Below are 23,810 nucleotides of genomic sequence, written 5' to 3'. Positions count from 1 at the left end.
AATTTGTATGAGATATTACTACAACCTCATTATCTGGTGCAAAGCTTAGCCAAACCAACATTGTTGATTCTGTTATTTGAAGTCTCAAAGTACTTTGATTGAGAACTTACAGATATCAGGTAATATTGGAATAAAATTAAAATGAATCGTATTCGATTGTGCTCAGAGGAAGTTGAGGAAAATATGTCGGACTTAGAATCGACCTTAAAAGGCCATATTGACCGTTTTGAAGGTGGCGTGATAGAGGGGTGGGCTGCGAGAGTAGGCGACGAATCTCCAGTCAAGTTAGCTGTATACGATGACCAAGGTATATTGTTAGGTGAAGGTGAAGCGGACCTTTATCGCAAAGACCTCGAATCTGGTGGAATTAACAAAGGGAATCATGCATTTTCTTTTGAAGTTAACACCTTACTCATGGAAGAAGGGCGCTCAATTATTATTAAGTGCAAGCAAACTAATAAAACAATAGCAAAATCGCGTTTTGAAATTGAACGCATAGCGCCTTCCGCAAGTGTTGTAATTGAAAATCTGTTGGGCAACAAGCTTTCGTTTTCAATATACAACCATAGCATTGCCGATGAGAGCAAAATCCTTACTTTTAGTGTAGGCAAAGAAAAAATTGCGACCTACGAGTTTAGCAGTAAAGAGAAAATGCACTCATCACACATTTGGGTGCCAGCGAAATTTCTTGATAATGCATATCACGTCATAAACGTTGGCGTACAAGGCGAAGTTGCAAGTTATGGGAAGTTGGAAATAAAAGGTGACCCAATCCTTACGCCTTGGGACTTTTTAAATCATAGTAGAAAAGAAGCAAACTACATTTCCAAACCTCCAAGTGCCGATGGTCGCTATGAGTCACTAACACTTCATCTAAGTGATACAAATCGAGTTGTCGATATCGAAGATTTGTCTATCGCTCATTCGGTGCTGGTTGAGGGTTATCAAGGAAGAAAAGTATACCCACCATTCTCTCTTCCGAAGTCTGAAAGTCCTGTAGTGTCTATAATAATTCCAGCGTATAACAAGTTCGAGCTTACTTATCATTGTATTGCTTCTGTTCTTCTTGCATACAACAAAACGTCTTTCGAAGTCATATTGGCCGATGATTGCTCTACTGATGAGACAGCAAAAGCTGAAGAAATGATAGGCAATCTTGTCGTATCTAGAAACGAGGAAAACTTACGTTTTCTCAAGAGTTGCAATAAAGCATCTGAGCTCGCAAAAGGCGATTATATTGTTTTCTTAAACAATGACACCGAGGTGAAAAGTTACTGGCTTGATGAGCTTGTTGCGCAACATAGATCAGATGAGCGAGTGGGGCTTACAGGTTCTAAGTTACTAAATCTAGACGGAACACTACAAGAAGCGGGCGGAATAGTATGGGCAACAGGAGAACCTTGGAACGCAGGCCGCGACGGAAATCCGTTTGACCCTGCTTGGAACTATGTGCGTCAAGTAGATTATGTTACTGGTGCAGCAATGTGTGTAACAAAATCAGTTTGGGAGAAAGTCGGCAGGTTCAGTGAAGAATATGCACCATGTTATTACGAAGATACTGACCTCTCATTTAAAGTACGAGACGCGGGTTATAAAGTGCTCTATGTACCACATTCTGAAGTTATCCATTTCGAAGGCCAGTCCCATGGTACAGATATAACGAAAGGCTTGAAGCATTATCAAGTAATAAACGAAACAACATTTAGGAGAAAATGGTTTAACACTTATAAAAAAGGTTCTAAGCCATCTCTTAGTACCATGCACCTAGAAAAGGATAGAAATATCGAACAGCGTGTAATGGTTATTGATTATGCCACACCTATGCAAGGCATGGATGCTGGCAGTCATGCGGCACTACAAGAAATGAAAATGATGCTAGCGTTGGGTTTTAAGGTGACTTTTGTGCCAGCGAATTTAGCACCTATGGGTAAATACACCAGTGCTTTGCAAAAAATGGGCGTAGAAGTCTTGTATGTGCCTTTTTATTATTCACTAGACGACGTACTTCAGCGCCGCTTAGGTGAGATGGATGCTGTTTATATCACCCGTTATGATGTCGCACAAAAGTATGTCGACGTAATAAAAGAATCAGGCAAACCAATCCTATTTAATAATGCTGACCTTCATTTCCTCAGAGAAATTCGTGCAGCTTTGGTTAAGAATGATGAGGAGGCAATGGACTTGGCTCTATTAACAAGAAATGAAGAGTTAGAGGTTTGTCAGAAGGTAGACGCTATCCTTACCTACAATACTACAGAGCAGGCAGTGATTTCGAGCCATATAGCGCAAGAAGCTAATATGCATATTACCCCCTGGATAGTCGAACCAAAAGATAGTGGACCCCACTTCCACGAGAGAGAAGGCATTGCATTTCTTGGTGGATACAACCATAAGCCGAACACGGAAGCCGTTGAATATATGGTTAAAGAGGTGATGCCGAAGCTGAAAGCTCAACGACCTGACATTACCTTTTTCATTTACGGCAGCAAAATGCCCGAACATTTCAAGGACTTTGAAAGTGAAAATGTAAAGGTAAAAGGGTTTGCAAAAACATTGGATGGCGTATACCACGACCACAAAATTTTTATAGCACCTTTACTATCAGGGGCGGGTATTAAAGGTAAGGTTTTAGATGCTTTAGCGTTTGCTACACCTACAATCCTTACTTCCATCGCTGCGGAAGGTACTGGTCTAACGAATGGAATTAATACATTAATTGCCGACGACGTGGACGAGTGGGTTGAGGCTATTATAAAACTTTACGATGATGAAAAATTATGGAAACAGTTTAGTGAAAATAGTGAAATACTGGCGAAGGAGAATTTTTCTTACCTAAATGGGGTTAAGAAAATGAGAAAAATTTTTGAATCAGTTGGTGTTTTTACTTCTCTACAATAAGGTTCGTAACAGCCAATAGCAGTTCCTAAAAAAGCCACTCACCGAAGTGGCTTTTCTATCATCTATGGGGGCAAAAAACGTTTGAAGTGAAATGTATATGAGAAATATATGAATTTTGGCTGTTGAAAAATCAGGCAGCGTGATCTAGTGTAATTGAGAAAGATGGCTTATTTACATTTTAAATATTGACAGGGACGCCTTATGAAGACCATACGCATGGCTCTTACTAGATGCTTTTTGCTAGCACTAGCTTTACTTTCTACCCACCTAAATGCATCAACCTACCAAACTTTTCAAGAGTTATTGGACAATGAGTCACTAATTCTCTCTGTTGACAAAACTTCGCTTGATGAATACGGAATTATAGTCGAAGGAATATTAGTTAAGTCAGGCTCTGGCGGATGGAGTTTTTCAGATAAAACACAAACTCAAATTGTTCCTTCCTACGATGTTATTTTCTCTGCTAGTGGTAATCAGCTCACTCAGACTTATCTAGACAAGTCCCATGGAAGCACCTCATTTCAAACTCACGATGTTTATACTGATACATACCGGGAGCGATGGGGAGATCAAGTTGCTGATCAGCTCATTGCCGCGTTCGAGCAAGGTTTAATAACTCAAACACCATCCTTACAATGGACAAGTGTGACTGACAATGTTGTTTATACTATAGCCACCGCATCTGATGGCTATTTAGACGTTACCGCCAGTGTTACAGTAGAGGATATACTTTACATCCCTGAAAATGTTGTTAACGGAATTGCGGGGGGCTGGCAAGGCGAAACGGAAGTTTCTGCGTTTTCAACAAACGTATATGACGGAGTACGTTTTGAGTTTGGGATAGAAGATAGAGGACTTACGTTTGACAGCTTAGAGGGTATGAGTGCTGCTATTCCAGTAGTCGATGAAATCGACTTCCACTTCGGTGATGAAGTAAATTCGATTGTGCATGACATTTTCGAGTTATCGAGCACGCCTGTAACATCAATAAGTCAAATTCTTGAAGACGCATACACAACTGAGCTCAAAAGTAACGAAATTTTGGTTAATATGAATGGAGTTCTGTTTGTCATCACCCCCATCCAGAAGGTTAATGAGTCGGTGTGGACTGTTCTCGTTGAAGTAAGCGCTGAGGGGGAAACGTATCGCTTTGCTCGTGAGTTGGTGGCGATTGATGGCTCGGCTAAAAATTTTGGTACTGGGTTAGTCTCAAACTTTCCCTTTGTTTATAACGCTAATATTAACGGTCGTATTGACGCTTGGGCGAATGACAAAGGTTGGCCTATTTGCGACATGTTATATGCTTACTCCTTCAGCAATGACGGTACTTTCAATCGAGGTGTTCACTGCACCAATGACACGATCCTAATGGGAACTTCAGGTTGGACATGGACAGTGTTAGATGGGAAGGTCTCGTTAAACTTCGACTCTAGTTATGCTATACGAGAGAGAAATTGGATTCCCCTAACGACCAACGATAATGGCTTAACGTTTGTATTGGAGTATAGTACATATGAAGACGTTTTTAGTGGCACAAGTGGTGTATTCATTGCTCCTCGTATTAATTACTTGGAACTAGTAGATCTTAGTCACTACAAAGATGAATACATCGCTGGAGGGTTTGACGGTGATAATGACGGTGATGGCATATCTGATTCTGATGACAACGATGATGACAACGATGGAATGGAAGACTATTTCGAGGAAAGCTACGGGTTAAATCACTTAGATAGTAATGATGCTAATCAAGATGCCGACAACGATGGATTAACAAACCTTGAAGAGTTCGTGCTAGGAACAGACCCAACAAATTCAGACAGCGATGGAGACAGAGTTCCAGACATAGCTGACGAGTTTCCTACAGACGCACTAAGAACGGATGCTTCAACTCAGCTCTTTTCATTTTCATACTCATTTGATGCCAATGCTCGAGGTACAGCAGGTCACGAACTGACCGCTATCATAGAGGGAATGTTACTTGCTGATAACGACACGGTTGTCATCTCAAATGTTGTAAGTGCCTCTTTATCAGGAATCGAGTACGACATCACTAGTGGCTTAGCAATAAGAGCCGCTGATCCTTCGCACGCCGCTAGGATGAGTATTTCTGGTAATACATTAGATTTTTGGGTCTGTGTACAAGGGTTTACATTTTTAGATAATGGGGGCGATTGTTCCTTTGGGCTAGAGGGCGGATTTTTGATTTCTCCTTACCTAGATTTTAATTCTTTAGACTGTATTACTTTTGACCAACAAGGTGACTGTATAACATGGGCGTGGGCTGGTATTCCGGAGTTGGGAGGTGATTACCGCGATGGGGACGTTCCTTTTAATCCCGCTAACTGGTCAGCACAAGAAATAAGAACCTACACGCCAGTGAATGATCTCAATGCAGATGGTAAATCTGACCTGCTATGGCGTAGTTTCAACAAAGGTTGGAACTTTCTGTGGACAATGGATGGGACTCAAACTTCTGCTGCTACCCCAATCAATGTTGTACAGGAGTATACATGGACAATGGATGGTCTTGGTGATTACGACGGTGATGGTAAGTCGGATATTCTGTGGAGAAATAGCGCGACAGGTATGAACTTCATGTATTTAATGGATGGAGCAAGTATTAAGAGTCGATATGCGCTAAATGTAGTAACCGCTGGTAGGTGGGAGTTAGTCGGTAACGGTGACTTCAATGGTGATGGAATTGGAGACGTAATGTGGCGCAATGTAGAACGAGGAGATACGTGGTTTTACATGATGAAAGACGGGCTTATTGAAACAAGTCGACCGGCTTTATGGGTCACAGATTTAGATTTCAAAGTGGCTGCGACAGGCGACGTAAATGGTGACGGTTCTGATGACATCATTTGGCGTCACAATGGCACTGGACGCAATTATATTTGGATAATGGAAAACGGTGCTATAGCTAGCAGATATACTCTTAACATCATCAATACAGACTGGTCTATTGTGGGGGCGGGAGATCTGGATGGTGATGGAACCGATGATATAGTTCTGCGCAATCAAGTTGACGGTAGAAATTGGGCATATTTAATGAAAGATGGCCAAATTGAAACCAGTACTCTTATTAACCAAGTTGCGGATTTAAACTGGGAAATAGGCAACATTGGGGATTATGACGGCGATGGCAAAGTAGATTTCATGTGGCGAAACGAAACGACAACTCGTAATCTTATCCACTTAATGAACGGAACTGCAATAAAAGATCGCGGAGTGTTACGACCAACAGATAATACATGGAAAGTAGCCAAGTAGGTTTACTGACTAAAAAGGCGGATCAAAAACCGCCTTTTTTTTATATAAGTTCTATGCTATTTTGAAAAAATAATTAAGGAAAGGAACTCCGTAAATGAAGCGTATTTCATTTATATCAGGGATGGTCGTCATAAGCGTTGCTAGTGGTGTACTGTACCTAAACACTATTAACGACGAAGAATTATCCCTTCAAAATACCCACACTCTCATCAAACACGATGAAAAAGAACTAGATATTGAATACGGCAACAGTGACTCGCCACAAGCACCTAGCAGTACATCAAAGAGTGTTTCTGAACCTGAAAAAATGAGGCTGAAAGAACAGCAGGTGGAGCAGGACGAACTCCTGACTACTGATGTTTTTTCATCTACCAGCCGTGACGGGAACAGCCAATCACGTATTAAAGTACAGTTACTAGATGCTAATAAAAACGCTCAAATAGTGACCACAGGCGATATCCATAAGCAACCAACTTCACTACTGAATTACGGCTTTAAAAGAACAAAAGACGTTTATTCTGGTATTGATGTTATTGAATATGTTGATGGAGGAAAAGTCGACTTTGATTTCCACGTTACACCCGAAGGTAACATATCTGATATAGAAATGCGCTTTTCGGAAACATCGACAGTTACCATGGATACTGAAGGAAATCTTCTTATTACGGCGAGCAACGGTACAACTCAGTACGTAAGTCGTCCCAGAGCGTGGCAAGAAAACGATGGTCAAAGACAAGTGCTTCAAAGCAACTATGTAGTCGATGGCAATCTCGTGTCCATAGATGTACCAAGTTACCGTTCAGATAAAACACTAGTTATTGATTAATATAAGGATATAGAGGTGAGGAAACTTTACAGTTACTTCTGCATTAGCTTATTAGCAACAGTTTTAATGCTGTCCAATGCCGTAAATGCTGCGCCGGGAGATATTAAATGGTCTGTCGATTTAAATGCTGGCGATGTTATAACCGTCCCAGCCGTTGCTGAAGATGGCACGATTTACATTGGTACTTACTATGATGGACTAATGGCATATTCTATCAACGGCTCACACCTTTGGACCTATAATTCTTATACAAATTACAGCTCTTCGCCTGTAATAGGTCAAGATGGCACAGTATATGTCGGGTCAACCGATAACTCTCTTTATGCAATTAATGCTGACGGTTCGTTGAAGTGGAAGTTTACCACAGGAGCTAATGTTTCATCGACGCCAGCGCTTGGCGCAGATGGAACTATATATGTGGGTTCTGACGATAATAAATTTTACGCAATAAATCCAGATGGTACACAGAAATGGGTTTTCCAAGGTAGCGGAGATTTCTCTTCAGGTGCTGCGATAGCTACAGACGGTACAGTATATGTTGTGTCTGAATATCGTGATATTTATGCGCTAAATCCGGACGGTTCTTTGAAGTGGCAAGCTGAAACAGAAGGATATAATTACGGTGCTCCGAGCATAGACGCCACAGGGACCGTTTACATTGGTTCAACTGACAACAAAATGTATGCGCTTAACTCTGACGGCACGCAGAAGTGGGTTTTTGAAACAGGCAATGACATCAGAGGTTCAGCAGCAATTGATAACACCGGAAATATTATCTTTGGTTCGGCAGACAACAATGTTTACTCGTTATCCCCAACCGGCAGTATCAATTGGGTCTACACCACAGGTGGTTACGTTTATAGTACCCCAGTAGTTGGAGCAGATGGAACTATCTACTTTGGTAGCAGGGACAATATTTTTTATGCTCTTAGCAATGCAGGTGATTTTTTATGGAGTTCGAACGAAACGGGTTTCTATGATTTCGATGCGTCTGCAACCTTAGTTTCAGACGGTACACTTTATGTCGGTAACGATAATGACGAGCTAATCGCTTTCGAAACATCGACCTCGCTCGCTGAGTCCGCGTGGCCTAAAGCATACGGAAATGTAAAAAACACGAGCTTAGCTGGCGACGCTTCTGGTCAGATTACAGCATCACTAGTGCCTTTGCTTACCAATATCAATACAACCGGTCAATGTCCTGAAATGGAAATGACGGTAACGGTACTAGATTCCTACAGAAACAACATATCAGGCCTTACGGCTGACGATTTTGATATTTTTATAAACGGTGACCCGGTGGAGGTCAATACCGTAAACTTAGTTTCCGACGTACGTTCATCAGTTTTAAATGTCGCCTTCACACTAGATTACAGTGGTTCAATGAATTCTACTGATATCATCTCGATGGAAGCTGCAGCTACACAATTCGTGTCTTACATGCAACCTGGCGACGAAGCTAGCATAATCAAATTTGCAAGTAGCGTAGACGTCATACAGCCATTCACTGATGATCTTGCTCTTGTTACAAGTTCTATACCTGAAGATTATGCTGGAAGGGGTGGTTCAACTGCATTGTACGATAGCGTATATCAGGCTTTATCGAATGTATCTGGCCAACCAGGTAGGCAGGTTGTGGTAGCAATGTCTGATGGCTCTGACAATAACTCATCGTTCAATATTGACGAAGTGGTCGATTATGCAAATCGTCTTGGTATTGTTGTTTATACAGTAACACTTGGTTCTGGTGATAGAGATGCCATGAACACTCTAGCACAACGAACTGGTGGCCTGAGCTATTATTCTCCAACGTCGACAGAGTTGGAAGACATCTATCAATCAATAGTTACAAGCATTCAAAGTCAGTATGTAGTCACATTTACAGACCCAACAAATGGTGGTTCAGATCACAACATTGAAGTCGACGTTACAAAGGACACTCAATTCGGTTCAGTGTCTTCTACTTATGATAGTTGCCGCGATTACAATACAGGCATTAACCAGATAGTGGAATATCAATGCCCGCTACTTGAAGCGGTGGTGAGTGTTTACGATCAAAATGGTGTGCCTTTAGATGGATTGGGTATAAATAGCTTCGACTTATACCTTGATGGTACCGCCTCTCCAATCAGTAGCGTCACTCAAGTACAGTCAGCCAATTCAAAAACGACTTTCGCGGTGGTGATGGACTACAGTGCTTCTATGTCGTCTTCTGATATAACTAGTATGCAAACGGCTGCTAAACTTATCATTGAAAATAAGTCGGATGCCGATGAGGGTATGGTTGTTAAATTTTCTGACCAGCCGAATGTCGTACAAGCCTTAACGACAGACACTGCTTTGCTTTCTGCTGCTATCGATTCTCATTTCGATAACTACGGTGCAACAGCAATGTACGATGCGATTGATGTAGCTTTAACTGATATCGCTAATACATCGGGCAGAAAAGCTATTATTGTTCTGACTGATGGTGACGATACAGCCAGTAGCGGAACACTCGATTCCGTAATTGCTAATTCTAATCAGTACGACATACCTGTATTTACAATAGGTTTAGGTCAAGCAGATGCTACCGTACTACAAGAATTGGCAAACAGAACTTATGGTATTTACTACTACGCGCCAGATAATTCGGAGTTGGCAAACATCTACGCAACCTTGTCTGACGTTTTACAAAGTCAGTACCTAATAACGTTTGCCGATATCTTTGCTGACCAAATGCAACATACTGCGGTTATTAACACTGTCGTTCAAGGTAGACCTATCGCAAGTTCACAACGTAGCTTTTTAAGCTGCGCTCCTCCAACAACTAGTGCACTAGATTTTGAGTCTGGTGACGCATCGCTAAGCCCCTTTGTTCTTACAGGTAACGAAAATTGGGAAGTAAGCGACATAGATCCTATAGACGGCTTATATAGTTTAAAAGTGCCAGATGCACTAATCGACGGTCAATCCGCAACAGCAGAGTTAACGCTTGAAACTGCTGCTGGTGATTTAAGCTTTGACATGAAAGTCGATTCAGAATCTGGTTATGACTTCTTAAAATTCTACATAGACAATGTACTGCAAGGTCAGTGGTCTGGTGTAAGTGCAATTGAAACCGTTGTGTTTCCAATTAGTGACGGCACTCACACCTTCAAGTGGGATTTCTCAAAGGATAGTTCGGTTTCTCACGGTCAAGATTCTGCTTGGATCGATAACATAGATATCCCAGGTGTAGACAATGGCAGTGGCACTGATAGTGATGGTGATGGCGTTATTGATAGCATTGACGCCTTCCCCAATGACAGATTCGAATGGGTAGATACTGATGGCGACGGCATAGGCAATAATAGCGATCCAGATGATGACAACGATGGTTGGCTAGATACGGTTGATGCGTTCCCTCAAAACCCTGCAGAGTGGCTTGATACCGATGGCGATGGTATTGGTAACAACGCCGATGACGATGACGATGGTGACGGCATTGTTGACCTTGCCGATCCCACTCCACTTGGCTATGCAGCGATAAACGATGTAAATGGCGACGGAAAGTCCGATCTACTATGGAGAAGCTTTGCGAAAGGTTGGAACTTTTTGTGGGCTATGGATGGTACTCAGCTGTCTTCAGCAACTCCTATCAACGTCGTGCAAGAATACACGTGGTCAATGGCTGGTCAGGGTGACTACGACGGTGATGGCAAATCAGATATATTTTGGCGAAATAGTGATACAGGCAAAAACTTTATTTACTTGATGGACGGCGCAAGTATTAAAGAACGCTACGCTTTAAACTATGTCACTGCTGGAGTGTGGGAGTTAGCAGGTAGTGGCGACTTTAACGGCGATGGTACGGGTGACGTATTGTGGCGGAATATAAACCGAGGTGATACATGGTTTTACATGATGAACAACGGTTATATCGGAACTAGCCAGCCGTCTCTTTGGGTAACTGACCTAAATTATAACATTGCTGCAACCGGTGATCTGGACGGTGATGGCGACGATGATGTTATTTGGCGTCACAGTACTACAGGCGTAAACTACGTCTGGTTAATGGAAAATGGTGTCATTGCTAATCAATATACGCTTAATACAGTGAATACAAATTGGAGTATTGCAGGTACTGGTGACCTCAATGGAGATGGTATTGACGACATTGTTATGAGAAACCAAGTTGATGGCCGTAACTGGGTTTACTTTATGCATGCTGGTTTAGTAAGTACAAGTACTCTTATTAATGAAGTTGCAGACCTAAACTGGCAAATTGCTAACATTGGCGACTATGACGGCGATGGAAAAGTCGATTTTCTCTGGAGAAATGAAGTGACTTCAAGAAATATCATCCATCTGATGGACGGTACCACTATAAAAGATCGCGGAGTCTTAAGGCCAACCGACAACAACTGGCAAGTGGCCAAGTAAATTAAAAAAAGAGAGCGTTTGCTCTCTTTTTTTTTCAGTAGGCTTGCGCTTTAGTTGAGCGCAAAGTCTACTTCGTTAAATAGCCGTTTACTTACACAATGTAACTATAGATATTGAGGTGCTTTGCCTTAAGCTTGGTAAATCAGTAAAAAGCAATTTAAATAAGTTTGTTTATTGCGTTTTTGTAGTCACATAGGTTCTTATTTAATCAGATTAAGATGCTCTCGACACCTGGATATTTGGCCAGACCTTTACACTGCGATGTAAGTACTTTTTGAATACTGCGCGCCTTCTCTTTGTTCCCTAAATAGGCCCAGATGACCATTGAACGAAACTTCGCGCCAGGGTCAGAAATTTGGCTTTCAATGCTAATTAGCTCGTCACGAATTCCGGCTTTTACTGACTCTGTTTCAAACGTATCGTTAATTCTGGAAATGTGCAGATAAGCATATAACTGATCAACTTTTACCGTTGTGTTTTGACTAGATTTTTGTGAAATTTTTACTGCATTTTCGTAAGCTTCCATTGCCTCTTGTTTCATGCTTTTAGCCAAATATGAATCTCCCAAATTTATCCAAATAGGATAAAGGCCATTACTATTTGTATCAGCCATGGAATCAAGGCTTTTCAAATTGTACCCAATGGCGTCGTCGTATTTCTGCATATAGAAGCTAGCGGTTGCTAGTAGGTGATCTGAAATGTTGGAGGCACCAAACTCGTGTTCCATTGCTTTATAGTTTTGAAAGGCTGCCTCAATGTTCCCATCGCAAAAATAGATACTACCCAAGTTAGCTAAAACGTTTTGAGTAACCTCAATCTTTTTACTCTCTTCAAACTTTTTCAATGCAAGCGAAGTGTTGCCTTCGTAATAATGTAGGCGGGCTTCAATAAAGGGAATCATCCAATCGTTAGGCGCTAACTCACCTGCTTTAACGATGCTTCCTTTAGCTAACGACATGGCTTCAGAGCTTTTTGTCATTAAAAACTGTTTTAAATAGCCCTCTGTCAAACCTACGTAGGCGGAATAATAATTAGGACTTACTTTCAACACATCCAAGTAATAAGCGATGGCTTCATCAATGTTATTTTCTCGACGACTTTTCTGGGCCAATGAAAATAATACTTCCGGTTTACCTTCAGCTAGTTCGTTCGCTCGGTTGCAAGCATTGTTAGCGTGAGACAAGTAGTTTTTATCCGCCGTTAAATACATTTTCTGCGCATACAAATTACAAAGTTGAGCTAGGGCCATTGGGTTTGTTGGCACAGACGCTAAAATTAAATGGGTCTTTTCAAGGGCAGCGTTAACGTTATCTTCGTTTAGGCCTTTATGAAGCAATGCTTGGCTAGAAATATAATTTTTCGCGTTGGTCTCGTTCAACCCCTTATAAGTGTATTCAGGTGAAGCTAAATACTGTTTTAAAGCGCTTTCTAGTTTAGCAGAAGATTCACCTATAGTTTTCTCGGTTGCAACAGTTTCACTGTCTACTAGAGATGCGAGCAAAGTCTTGCTTGTATTGGTGTATGCGAAGCCCAACAATGCTTTATAGATACCTTTTTCAACTAACTCTAATGATATGACTGCATCAACGTTATAGTTTTCCGTTAACGAATAGGGCGATTCATTTGCTGCAATGTCAGAAATAGAAACGGAAGATATAGTGAAATCTTTTTTTAACTTTAGGGTCAGGCTTCTAGCCAGCTCTTTTTCTAACTCGCTAGTACCTTTTATAATCATCAATGATTTTACGGTAGGTATAGCCGTTGGGTTTGAATCAACAGTATTTTCGTCTGTATTCCATAATAAGGTTAGCGAAACCAAAGCGACAGAAATAACAAAGAAAGCCACAATGTAACTATGTCGTAGCGTTCCGGCGTTTCTTTGAGGTTTGACTGCGGTTGCTCGTGGAGTTAAAGCAGGTTCGCGATTTATGAAGCTATCTTGTTCGTTATCCTCAGAAGCCTCAAAGCCCTCTTCTAAGATTTTACTTTGAGGTTCTAATGTTTCGTCACAATTAATCTTTTCGGTTACCGTTACTGGGTTAAGTTCCTCTTCTTCTGCCAACTCATCCTGGGTAAGAAAAAGCGAATGAGGGGGGACATCCAAAACAGTGGCAATACGAGTAATAGTTTGATGAGAAACCCTTGTTTGACGAAAAGTTCTATTAATTAGGTCTCGAGGAGGGGAGTTGATGCCTTCTTTTTCAGCAATAAGCTTGGCCAGTTCAGACTGAGAACGAATACCTGCATTGAGCATTGCTACTTCAAGCTTATTTCGTGACGCGATAACACCTCTAACCCGCTTTCTTGTAGCCATTTTTCAAATCCTTTTCTTTGGCGTTACAAATAATTCTTAAATGTCTTTATTTACGGTTAAGTACTGCTAACTACGTATTCCTTAAGTTACCAAAAACTGTATTGTTTGAAAAGTGAGCAGGTGTGTTTTTGGTAGTTACCCGCTCATTTTATAGAGAGGGAAATCTTCCAAGTGAGAGAGCTAGCTCAGCTCAATTCTAAGTTTTCCTAAAATTCCGATTAATAATCAAATTCAATGCAATATTAAGGCGGGTGACACATGGACTGCGGTAACTACAAACCTAAAATAAACATAGCAATATTATTGTATAGCACTTTCTTAATGATGGTGTCGTCAATGGCAAATGCCATGACATTAAGCGTTACAAAAACAACTGACAAAGCTTCAAGTGGTGGTTATGTCTACCACAAAGTAATTGTTTCAAATGATTCAAGCTCTACAAAAAGTGACGTTACTCTTTACGTAAACGTTGGTGAAAACACATTTTTTGTTGACGCGTTACCCTACCAATCTGGAGGGTGTAGCGGCGCTTGTGGCTACAGTGAAACTGCTAGATGGGAGTTCGGTGACCTAGCGCCAGGCGCTTTTAAAGTAATTACGCTCCCTGTCTACTCTTCTAACCTATCAACTGGCGATGAACGCACCTTAACAGCCAATGTAACCTATTCAGGGCAGTCCAATACGCTCGAAGTGCTAAAACCTTCAACAATTAATAACTCTCCATCTGTCGCTTTGCACGTAGCTGCAAAATCACAAGTTGCTTCCGCAAGTGAGAACGTAGATTTCGAGATTACTTATGGGAATGTGGGTAGTACGGGTATTGCTACTCCTTCTATGGAAGTGAACATTCCTGCGGGAATGAGTTTTGTTTCTGCTTCTCACAACGGAACGGTTTCAAACAATAAAATTGTATGGAACTTGCCTGCATTGAACCCTGATATTGGTAAGAAATATCTATTTACGTTGAAAAAGTCTAACTCATCTTCAAATGGTAAAGTGGATGAAGTGATTGCGCAGTTTTTCAATGCTTCTAATGCGATTGTCACTTCGGAAGAGGCGGTAGTAACAAGTAACTTACCGCAATTAAGCTTAACGGTAAGTGCTAATAATGACTATTGGCAAGAGGGGTCTTACAGTGTAATGCGCTATATTATTAGCAATAACAGCGGTGTGGCTGTGCCCGAGGTAAGCCTTTTTTCCATGGTCGCTCCGGGAACTGCACATACTCTGGCTAGGCCCTCCATAAACGGTGGTTGCAGTGGTGCATGTGACTCGTCTGAGTGGGGCCGGTGGGAATTAGGAACCATTGGTGCTGGCGAGTCGAAAGTAATAACTGTGCCCATTTATAACACCAATGCCGATTCTGGAGAGCCAATTGAAAGCTTAGTTCAAGTGACAACGGGCAGCGGAGACTACTTTCTAGGAACGCGCCCTACGGTTATTCGTGCAAACGAATCAACAGTCGATTTAATTATCTCTCCAAGTAAAGGTATTGTTGCTAACAACGAACCTATTAAGTATCAAATTACTTATGGAAACCAAGCCACTAGTGCTTACACGCCTATGAAGTTGCTTTTTTCTATTCCTGAAGGATTTGATTACGTTTCAAGTAGTGACGGTGGAGCGGTAGTCGGCTCAAACGTAGAGTGGAATTTAGGCACTATCAACCCAGCAGTCGGTGGAACACGGTTCGTAGAAATCAAGCCTTCTTCATCTTTGACCAACGGTCACATCGTTAAAACAGAGGCAATACTTCAAAATGACAACTGGATTCAGCGTTCTACAGACTCTGTTGTAATCAATGGAACGTTAAACCTAGACGTTATTGCCACTATACAAAATGACATGAGCCAAGAAACAGAGTTAACGTTTATAAAAGTGCTAGTTGCTAACAAAGGAGCACTAGACATCAGCGAGCTCAACTTATCTATGATGGTGCCGTCAAGAACAGCCTTTACACTACCTATGCCAGGTATTACAGGCGGTTGTTCAGGGGCTTGCGATTCTGGTGAGTGGGCAAGGTGGACATTCCCTGTAATTGGTGCTGGCGAGTCACGCTTTGTTGTGGTTCCTATCTACTACAATCAAATTACAAAGGGTGAGCCTTTAGAAATCCAGCTTCATGTAGACGATGCTACAAAGTCATATAACCTAACGCTACAACCTACGTTTGTTGCTAAGAGTGATAATGACATGCAGTTATCGCTTGTTTCAGATAAACAGCAAGTCGCTGCGGGCGAGCGTGTACGCTACGAAATGACCTATGGCCAACTAGGTAGCGATGCATACACCGACGTTATGTTGAAGTTACCTATACCAGAAAACCTGACTTTTGTTTCGGGAAGCGACGGTGCATTTATAGAGAACGGTCAACTACAATGGAATTTAGGAACAGTAAACCCTGGTGATGGAGGTATGCACTACGCCTATTTTGACGTGGATACAGAGCTTAGTGAAGGCTCACCTATCACACTAGAAGCTGCGGTTTATAACAGTACTGAACGTGTTCAACGCTCTGCAGATAGCATAGTAATTAAAGAAGACGTGAAACTAACTGTTACAGCGTCACGAGCAAGCACATTACACCAGCAAGATTTTTATAGTTACCAAAAGTTTGTGGTTGCAAACGAAGGCGCTTTGGACATTTCAGATGTGCAGTTACATGTTCAAACTGGCACGCGTTTACACCATTCACGCCCCTCTCCTGGAATTTCAGCGGGCTGCAGTGGGGCGTGTGACTATCATGAAAGGGGGCGCTGGATTTTAGACACCTTAAAAGCAGGCGAGTCTAGAACTATATCTATTCCTTTTTACACAACTAATGCAGTATCGGGTGAACCATTAGACATAATCGCATATGCGACTGAAGCTTCTGGTAACCTACAAGTAGCAGCGAGACAATCTTTGTTAACCTCAGCTGTGCTGCCGTTAGAAATGGTGCTTTCCTCGCAACGAAGTGTAATAAAAGCGAATGATATTCAAAGCTTTCAAGTCAGTTTTGGCAATTCAAGCGCAACCGCATATCCTAATGCACTGTTAAAGGTAACCATTCCTGAAGGATACAGTTACCAAAGTGCCACTGGGGTACATGAAAAGGTAGGCAATGTATTGTACTGGCCCTTAGGTACGATAGAAGCCAGTCATTCAGGTGCGGTAGCTTTTAGCTTGAAAGCGAACTCTGCGTTAACTAATGGCCAAACAATGAAGGTAGAGGCGGAAATAGTTAGCGAGGACGATGCTAATAGTGTTAGCAGAAGTAGTCTCGTTACCGCCGTAAACAATCAAGTGCCTTTCGTGTTAGACGTCGAGAACGTATATACCACGCCGGTAACCAGTGCATCGACAGCTACGGTAAATCTTGACTTAGAAGTCACTAGCCCTACCCAAATTGCAGAAGTCAGAGTTACCTCTAATGCTCCGCAATATAGTACTTATCCGAACAGCACGACTGATGGTGGATGTTCTGGCACCTGCGATGGTGGAGAATGGGGAAGATGGGAGTTAGGAAGCTTAAATAGCGGCGCTATATCACCTTTAAGCTACGTGCTTTCCATGGGTTACAATCTTCCTCCAGGTAAGTTACTTATTGGTAATTATGTGGCTAGTTCTACCTCATCTCCTGTATTAATGCAGGCCATCTCGACAGTAATTCCAACAGGCACTACCGTTGTTACATCTCCTAATCACGATAGTGACGGCGACAACATTCCTGATTGGTGGGAAATTAGATATTTAGGCGCAATGAACTGGCTGCTAAGTGATAGCGACGGGGATGCTGACGGTGACGGCTACACAAATTGGGATGAGTTTAGAAATAACACAGACCCGTCAGATAGCGAAAGTACACCACCGGATAACGATGGAGATTTTATCTCTGACCTACTTGATCCAGATGACGATAATGATGGGGTGAACGATGAGGATGATGCGTTCCCATTCGATCCATCACGTTATAAGCCTACTAAGTTCGACGTAGATGGCGATGGCAATGCAGATCTACTATGGCGCAGTTTCAATAAAGGTTGGAACTTCTTGTGGGCAATGGGTGGCACGCAAATATCAGAAGCAACGCCAATTAATGTTGTCCAGGAATATACATGGACAATGGATGGTCTTGGCGATTATGACGGTGACGGAAAATCAGATATCTTCTGGCGCAACAGCGATACAGGTAAAAACTTTATCTATCTTATGGATGGCGCTGATATTAAAGATCGTTATGTACTTAATTACGTTACCGCTGGTACATGGCAGTTGGTAGGCAATGGTGACTTCAATGCTGACGGTGTTGGCGATGTAATGTGGCGCAATGTTGAACGTGGAGATACGTGGTTCTACCTAATGGAGAACGGGCTTATTGGTGAAAGTAAACCTTCACTTTGGGTCACTGACCTAAACTACGAAGTGGTCGCAACAGGCGATATTGATGGCGACGGTGACGAAGACATTATATGGCGCAGATCTACCACGGGCTTAGTTTATATCTGGTTAATGGAAGACGGCGAAATCTCAAGCCAGTACAGCTTAATTACCGCTAACACAAATTGGCAAATTGCTGGAACAGGGGATATAGATGGTGATGGGACTGCGGATATTATCCTAAGAAACCAAGCAGATGGAAGAAACTGGGTTTACTTAATGAAAGATGGTCAAATAGACACCAGCACGCTTATCAATGAAGTTGCAGATCTTAACTGGCAAATTGGAAACATTGGTGATTATGACGGTGACGGAAAAGCAGACTTAATGTGGAGAAATGAAGTAACTACTCGAAATATCGTTCATTTAATGGATGGTACTACAGTAAAAAGTCGCGGAGTATTAAGGCCAACGGATAATACTTGGCAGGTGGCTAAGTAATACGGCGAAACTTTACTACAAACTTTGTAGGTAAACACAAAAGCCACTTCTAACGGAAGTGGCTTTTTATTTTGTGTACTTGAACTCTATCTTATATGCATAATATTCATTAATATTCTATTAGACACTCGGCTTTACATTCCATAAAAATAAAGCAAAAAAGGAAAGAGAAGTGATCCATAGAATTACCGTAAGCGATGAATTACTGGCCTATTTGAATGAGCATCGCGTTTACTTCACACCATTTGGTAACTGCAAAGTACAAGGAAGGTTTCGGCCTACTGACCAACTCGTATTCCCTTCTAACGGCCGTATTGAGCCTTATAGCAACTATATAAATGGTAGTTTCTTATTTTCTATGGGGTCGTTTTCATTTACGCGAAGTGTGTTTCCAATAAACACAGTCATCGGTCGGTATTGTTCTATAGGAGCAAGAGTATCTGTAATGGGGGTAGACCACCCTATAAGTCGGTTTACAACGGCAAATATCACTTATGACCGTCAGGCTATTACCAACGCACAGTTTTTCAAAGACCATCCCGAAATAGAAAACTTCCAAGTAAATAATCAAGAGCCTAAAAATGCCCTTAGTGCGACTATTGGCAACGATGTGTGGATTGGAGAAGATGTAACAATTGCACGTGGAGTTACCATTGGCGACGGGGCAATATTGGCATCAAAAGCTTTAGTTACGAAAGATGTTCCTCCTTACGCTATCGTAGGGGGCGTCCCCGCTAAAATAATTCGTTTTCGTTTCCCTCAAAATATAATTGATAGGCTTGTTCAACTGAAGTGGTGGAATTACGAAGTTCAAAGTATTCTATCTGCATCTGCCGATATACCCATCGAAGAATTTGTTGAGATGGCCGAAAACGCTGTAGAAAGGGGTAATACGAGGCCTTATGTTCCTAAGGTGGTAGACGAATCTGTATTAGCCCCTTTCATTAAATAAAAAACTTTTTATCTAATATCTATTAACTTATCACAATAAGATGAAGTAGTATTGAACAACGCTACTTCATCCCATGCTGGTGTAGTGATAGGTTTATTATTTTCATAACCACTAAATAAGCCGAAAGGCGTTCTGTTTGTATCTTTGTCAGGGAATGAAACGTGACGATCATTACCCGCTGTCCATATAAAATATGCAGCAGTTATAGCGTTCTCGCACGACAATGCATGATAAAATCCTTTCAAATAAGCAACTCTGTCGGCTTCCGTATACTGAATGCTCTCTGATTCGTTGCTTAACCTAAAACCATACTCATCTATCCATAACGGAAGTTCTGCTTGCTTATAGATAGCTATAAACTCCGCGAGCGCAATTGAGTAATCACGCCAGTTACTAGAAGGCGGAAGGGTGCGGTTGTATAGGTTTACCGGTAAATAACCTAGCTGTGGGAAGTGTTTTTTTACCCATTCAACATAAGCCAAAGCTTGGTCTTTGTGGCGGTAAGTTACCGTATCGAATAAGTAGTTTTGGGAAGCTAAATCTGCATTTTTATGGTTTAAAAAATGGGGTAAGACCTGAAGAAGCCAATCAGCTTGGTATTTTGCGTTAGAAGGTTGAACATCTCCGCCTAGTATAACCATGTCAACATGCTTAATCGGTATGCCAAGTAAAATAGATTCAAAGAATTCTATATCATTATTGGGGTCTGCAAACCATTTAGTACCAGAGAGTACGATTTCAATTTTAAGGCCGGTTGCAGCAACACTTTTAATGAGCTGAGAGAGCACAGCTAAATGTTTCTCAGCTAACTTAGGGTAAATTTCTTCCATCTTAAACCCGCATCTAGGGGCATAAATATGAAAGAAATCTTTGCTAACAAGTAATCGAACCCATTCAAAGCCAGCGGCTTTAATTGCTTTTAGTGAATTGTCAAAACGTTCAGTTACGTCGTTCCGAACGCCTTTACAAGCGTTATCACTATAAAAAAGTTTTTCAGCTACTTGAACAAAATCTTCCTGGTCTCTACCGTTCAAATAGAAAAAGTTAACCCCTTTTGCGGGCTGAGTTACTGAAGGCAGAACATTTACTTCCTTAGACTGAACAGCAAAAGCACACAATAAGAACATGCATAGTGTAAGAGAACAGCGGTTTATTGATTTTTTATAAAAAAGAACGAATATTTTTTTCATATCGCCTCTGTTTAAGCAAACGTAGGGTGTTATACCTGTTGTTTAGTGGTAGTATAAGTTGCATCAATTGATTGATTTTAGCTCGGCCAAAAAGGAATTAGCGATGAAGACATTAAGCGTTATAACAGGTTTTGTTGTAATTGTAGTTTTTTTCGTTTTGTTTTTTGATTTATTTCCAAATGACAGTGTCGAGCAGCCACTGGAAAACAAAGATAATTCCTCGGTTCCGCTAATTGAAAATACCAAAAGCGAAAGCGTCCCGCTAACGCAACAGTCAAATCTCGACGACTTAAATCCCGTAAATAATAATTCTGATGCCGCTAAACTAGGCTTAGAAACCGATCCTGAGCTTATTGCTGAAATAGAGCGCGAGATGCAGTTTTCGGAAGCACCAGAAGGTGACTTGTCTTATATGTCTCCTGAATCTGAAACGCTCCAGTTAGACGAAGAGTTTCCAAGTTTAGCACCAGACCCACAAATGACCATGCCTGGAAATCTCGCTACACAAGATGATATTTCATCAAAAGATATTGGAAAACCGTTAGAAAAAAATACGAAAATGGATGATCTACCGCTTAACTAATTGGTAAGGTACAGGGTTACAAAGTTAGAACGGTTTATATAGTGTTATCAATCAAATTTTTTCAACGAATAAAGTCGTGTGGGTGTAGTAAGGTGGTAGAAAGGTGACAGTGGCATGAAATTAGTTGTTATTGGCAATTGCCAAGCTAGGCCCCTTGCTAACTATATCGAGAAGCTTGTACCAACCATAAGCGTAACAGCTACGCCAATTGTGCATTTATTGAAAGACAGCGATGAGGCGGAATACCGCGACGCGCTAAACGATGCCGATGTTATAGTTACGCAAATGATTTCAGACGCTTACCCATGCAAGTTTATTCGAACCAGTGAAATAAAGCGTTTATATGGCGATAAAACTCATACTATTTTAAACCTTTATTTTAGCGGTTTTACCCCCGATTTGATGTACATTCGCCACCCTGAAGTAACCACACTGAGAGGACCGCTGGGTGAGTACCATAACAAAACTATTTTAGATGGCTGGCTGCTAGGTATAAGTCAACAGCAGGTCGTTGGCTGGCTATCAGATCCTTTTTACAACAAACAAGAATATGGCAAAGAAGATAAAGCGTCTCTTGATGAACTGAAAGCTAGAGATGCAGCCGTAGATATAAAAATTGCAGATTTCATAGAATCGACCCGCAAAGAGTCCAGAACTTTCTTTACATTCAATCACCCTGCTTCTGTTTTGTTGATCGAATATGCAAAACGAATTTGCGAACGCATTGCGGGCGAAAGGGGAAGTGATGACGCTATAAACGCGCAGTTAGAACCTCTAAATCAGCTAATTCCTCTTGTTCCTCCTGGTATACAATGTATCGAAACTGGCAGAAGTGAGTCTAAAGGTACCAGCGTGTTATCAATAAATGGCCCTAATGTAGAGTTAGGTGGAGTGGCAACGTTTACCAATAAAGAGTTAGTCGCCCAGTTTTACGCTATTTATGAACAAAATGCAGAATTTTTAAGATCGAAGTATGACGCCTAATACCATTGTTCAGTACTGGAATACCCCGGAATTACCGAAAGATATTGCAGAATTAGTAGAAACATGGAAGGTTCATAATCCTTCAATGGAACACAAGCTGTTTGGGTATGAAGAAGCCTGTGCGTTTATAGGCCAGCATTACAACAACGATGTACAAAACTTGTTTAAAGTAGCGGCACTCCCTGCCATGCAGTCTGACATATTTCGCGTGGCGTATTGCCTTAAGATGGGCGGATTTTATGTGGATTGCGGTATTAAATGTAAGGCGCCCATACAACCCTTACTGTCTAGCGACTTACTGCTTTTAGTAAGAAAGTGGCATGGCGGTATTATGAACGGTGCTATCGGATGTCGGGCCGGTCATCCAGCACTTGAATGGATTTGGAATCGCATTCTACAAAATTTAAAAGAGCGCAATAGCAATGATGTATGGCGATTAACTGGGCCATTGTCATTTAATCAGATGGTAGATAGTGGTGAGTTTGAAAGTAGCCTGAGCATTGTAGAGCAAGCGAATACCAAACCCTTTTTTGACATCGTTAATGAACTTGAACATAAAAAAAAGCACTGGTCTAAAGAGCAAGAAAAGCAAAGCGTGTTTTCAGATGAAACCGTAAGCGAAGAAACGCATGTTTCGAAAAAAAACGATTCAATACGGGAAAATAAGACATCATTTGCCAACTCAGAAGTTAAATCGTTTACCGCTAAAAACAGTGATAGCGTTTCAAACTGCCAAGTGATTATAAGTGGTGGTTTTGTTAAGGAAAACGTTAGCCGTTTAATTATGAATGTAAGCGGAATTGTGCTTACTTCAGGCGAGGCTAAGCAGTTTCCTATCATATTAAACAAGCGCGGAAATAGAACGGAAGTTGAGTTCTATGGGCCATTGCCTCATCGCCATTTTCCGTTACATCAGTTTGTCATAAGCGGGAATAATGGCGTTACCGACTATATGTTAGTAATGCCTGAAAGCAATGAAAATAACGCTTTTTACAAACTTTCAGCCACCGACCAAGGCGACTTGATAACGATACTAATGCAACTGCATATGGCATTTTCTAAGCAACAGGTTTCGTTTGAAAGCAACGCAACAGAAGCGAATACTGGCGGCATAGAAATGTGGTGCCAAGCTATAGAGAAGCTTATAGCTGGGTTGTCAGAGGTAAAGACAAAAGAAGTTTTAAACAGTGCCTCTTTAATTGCAAACATAAGTATTGCAGTTAAGAAGTTAGCTACTGATGCTAGCACTACATCAAATAACGAATTGGCGCTAAGTGGTGCGGCAAAACTTAAAGGGGCTGCACAACCTGTAGCCTTCACAGTATTTTTTTCGGCAGACAGTACAGTAAGCAAAGTATTGTCTGTTAAGGTAGACAGCCCAGAATTAAGGCCATACACAACAGAATTAGCTCGAGCAATTGCAAACAAATTACACAAAACGGATTGCAAAAACAAAGTACCTCATTATTCGCTAGAGCGTTGGTACTATGCAATACAGAGCTTTGTAAATTAAAGTGGCTGATTAC

General features: G+C 41.4%; 11 protein-coding genes. 9 read left to right on the top strand and 2 right to left on the bottom strand.

Features of this window, described 5'->3' with window-relative positions:
• Positions 1-141 precede the first annotated feature (141 nt).
• The 4 genes from ACX5J7_RS09005 to ACX5J7_RS08990 all read left to right on the top strand — a co-directional run bounded on the left by ACX5J7_RS09005 (position 142) and on the right by ACX5J7_RS08990 (position 11,401).
• Positions 142-2,898: a glycosyltransferase gene (locus ACX5J7_RS09005; RefSeq protein WP_232362879.1), complete on the top strand. Its 2,757-nt coding sequence runs from the start codon at positions 142-144 to the stop codon at positions 2,896-2,898.
• A gap of 201 nt (positions 2,899-3,099) precedes the next feature.
• Positions 3,100-6,171, top strand: coding sequence for an FG-GAP repeat domain-containing protein (locus tag ACX5J7_RS09000; RefSeq protein ID WP_024017061.1), 3,072 nt, complete (start codon positions 3,100-3,102; stop codon positions 6,169-6,171).
• A 94-nt stretch (positions 6,172-6,265) separates the two neighbouring features.
• Entirely contained in the window at positions 6,266-6,997 is a 732-nt protein-coding gene (locus ACX5J7_RS08995) for a DUF7948 domain-containing protein (RefSeq protein WP_498706897.1), read from the top strand.
• 15 nt (positions 6,998-7,012) lie between these two features.
• A complete protein-coding gene (locus tag ACX5J7_RS08990) occupies positions 7,013-11,401 on the top strand; it encodes a VWA domain-containing protein (protein ID WP_498706895.1) in 4,389 nt (1,462 codons plus the stop codon).
• Positions 11,402-11,609: 208 nt separating this feature from the next.
• On the opposite strand, the gene ACX5J7_RS08985 is transcribed toward ACX5J7_RS08990, so the two are convergent.
• Positions 11,610-13,715, bottom strand: coding sequence for a tetratricopeptide repeat protein (locus ACX5J7_RS08985; protein WP_287150913.1), 2,106 nt, complete (start codon positions 13,713-13,715; stop codon positions 11,610-11,612).
• A gap of 258 nt (positions 13,716-13,973) precedes the next feature.
• On the opposite strand from ACX5J7_RS08985, the gene ACX5J7_RS08980 reads away from it, so the two are divergent.
• Complete coding sequence (locus tag ACX5J7_RS08980; protein WP_498706892.1) at positions 13,974-18,575, top strand: FG-GAP-like repeat-containing protein; 4,602 nt, start codon at positions 13,974-13,976, stop codon at positions 18,573-18,575.
• A 172-nt stretch (positions 18,576-18,747) separates the two neighbouring features.
• Positions 18,748-19,527 carry a CatB-related O-acetyltransferase gene (locus ACX5J7_RS08975; RefSeq protein WP_287150916.1) on the top strand — a complete coding sequence of 260 codons (780 nt, stop codon included), beginning with the start codon at positions 18,748-18,750 and terminating at the stop codon, positions 19,525-19,527.
• Positions 19,528-19,535: 8 nt separating this feature from the next.
• Here the strand turns inward: ACX5J7_RS08975 and ACX5J7_RS08970 are convergent, their stop codons facing one another.
• The gene (locus ACX5J7_RS08970) at positions 19,536-20,717 is read right to left on the bottom strand and encodes a hypothetical protein (protein WP_498706890.1); all 1,182 of its coding nucleotides are present in this window, start codon (positions 20,715-20,717) and stop codon (positions 19,536-19,538) included.
• A 103-nt stretch (positions 20,718-20,820) separates the two neighbouring features.
• Between ACX5J7_RS08970 and ACX5J7_RS08965 the strand changes: the two genes are divergently transcribed.
• The 3 genes from ACX5J7_RS08965 (at position 20,821) to ACX5J7_RS08955 (ending at position 23,797) form a co-directional block, all read left to right on the top strand.
• Positions 20,821-21,300 (top strand): hypothetical protein, encoded by a 480-nt coding sequence (locus ACX5J7_RS08965; RefSeq protein WP_498706888.1) that lies wholly within the window; start codon positions 20,821-20,823, stop codon positions 21,298-21,300.
• Between the two features lie 114 nt (positions 21,301-21,414).
• The gene (locus ACX5J7_RS08960) at positions 21,415-22,284 is read left to right on the top strand and encodes a WcbI family polysaccharide biosynthesis putative acetyltransferase (RefSeq protein WP_498706885.1); all 870 of its coding nucleotides are present in this window, start codon (positions 21,415-21,417) and stop codon (positions 22,282-22,284) included.
• Positions 22,274-23,797, top strand: coding sequence for a glycosyltransferase family 32 protein (locus ACX5J7_RS08955; RefSeq protein ID WP_498706883.1), 1,524 nt, complete (start codon positions 22,274-22,276; stop codon positions 23,795-23,797). Before ACX5J7_RS08960 ends, ACX5J7_RS08955 begins: the two co-directional genes overlap by 11 nt.
• Positions 23,798-23,810 lie beyond the last annotated feature (13 nt).

The organism is Alteromonas infernus, assembly GCF_902705815.1.
Note: the sequence above shows the minus strand (reverse complement) of the source record. Positions and strands in the feature narration are given on the sequence as shown.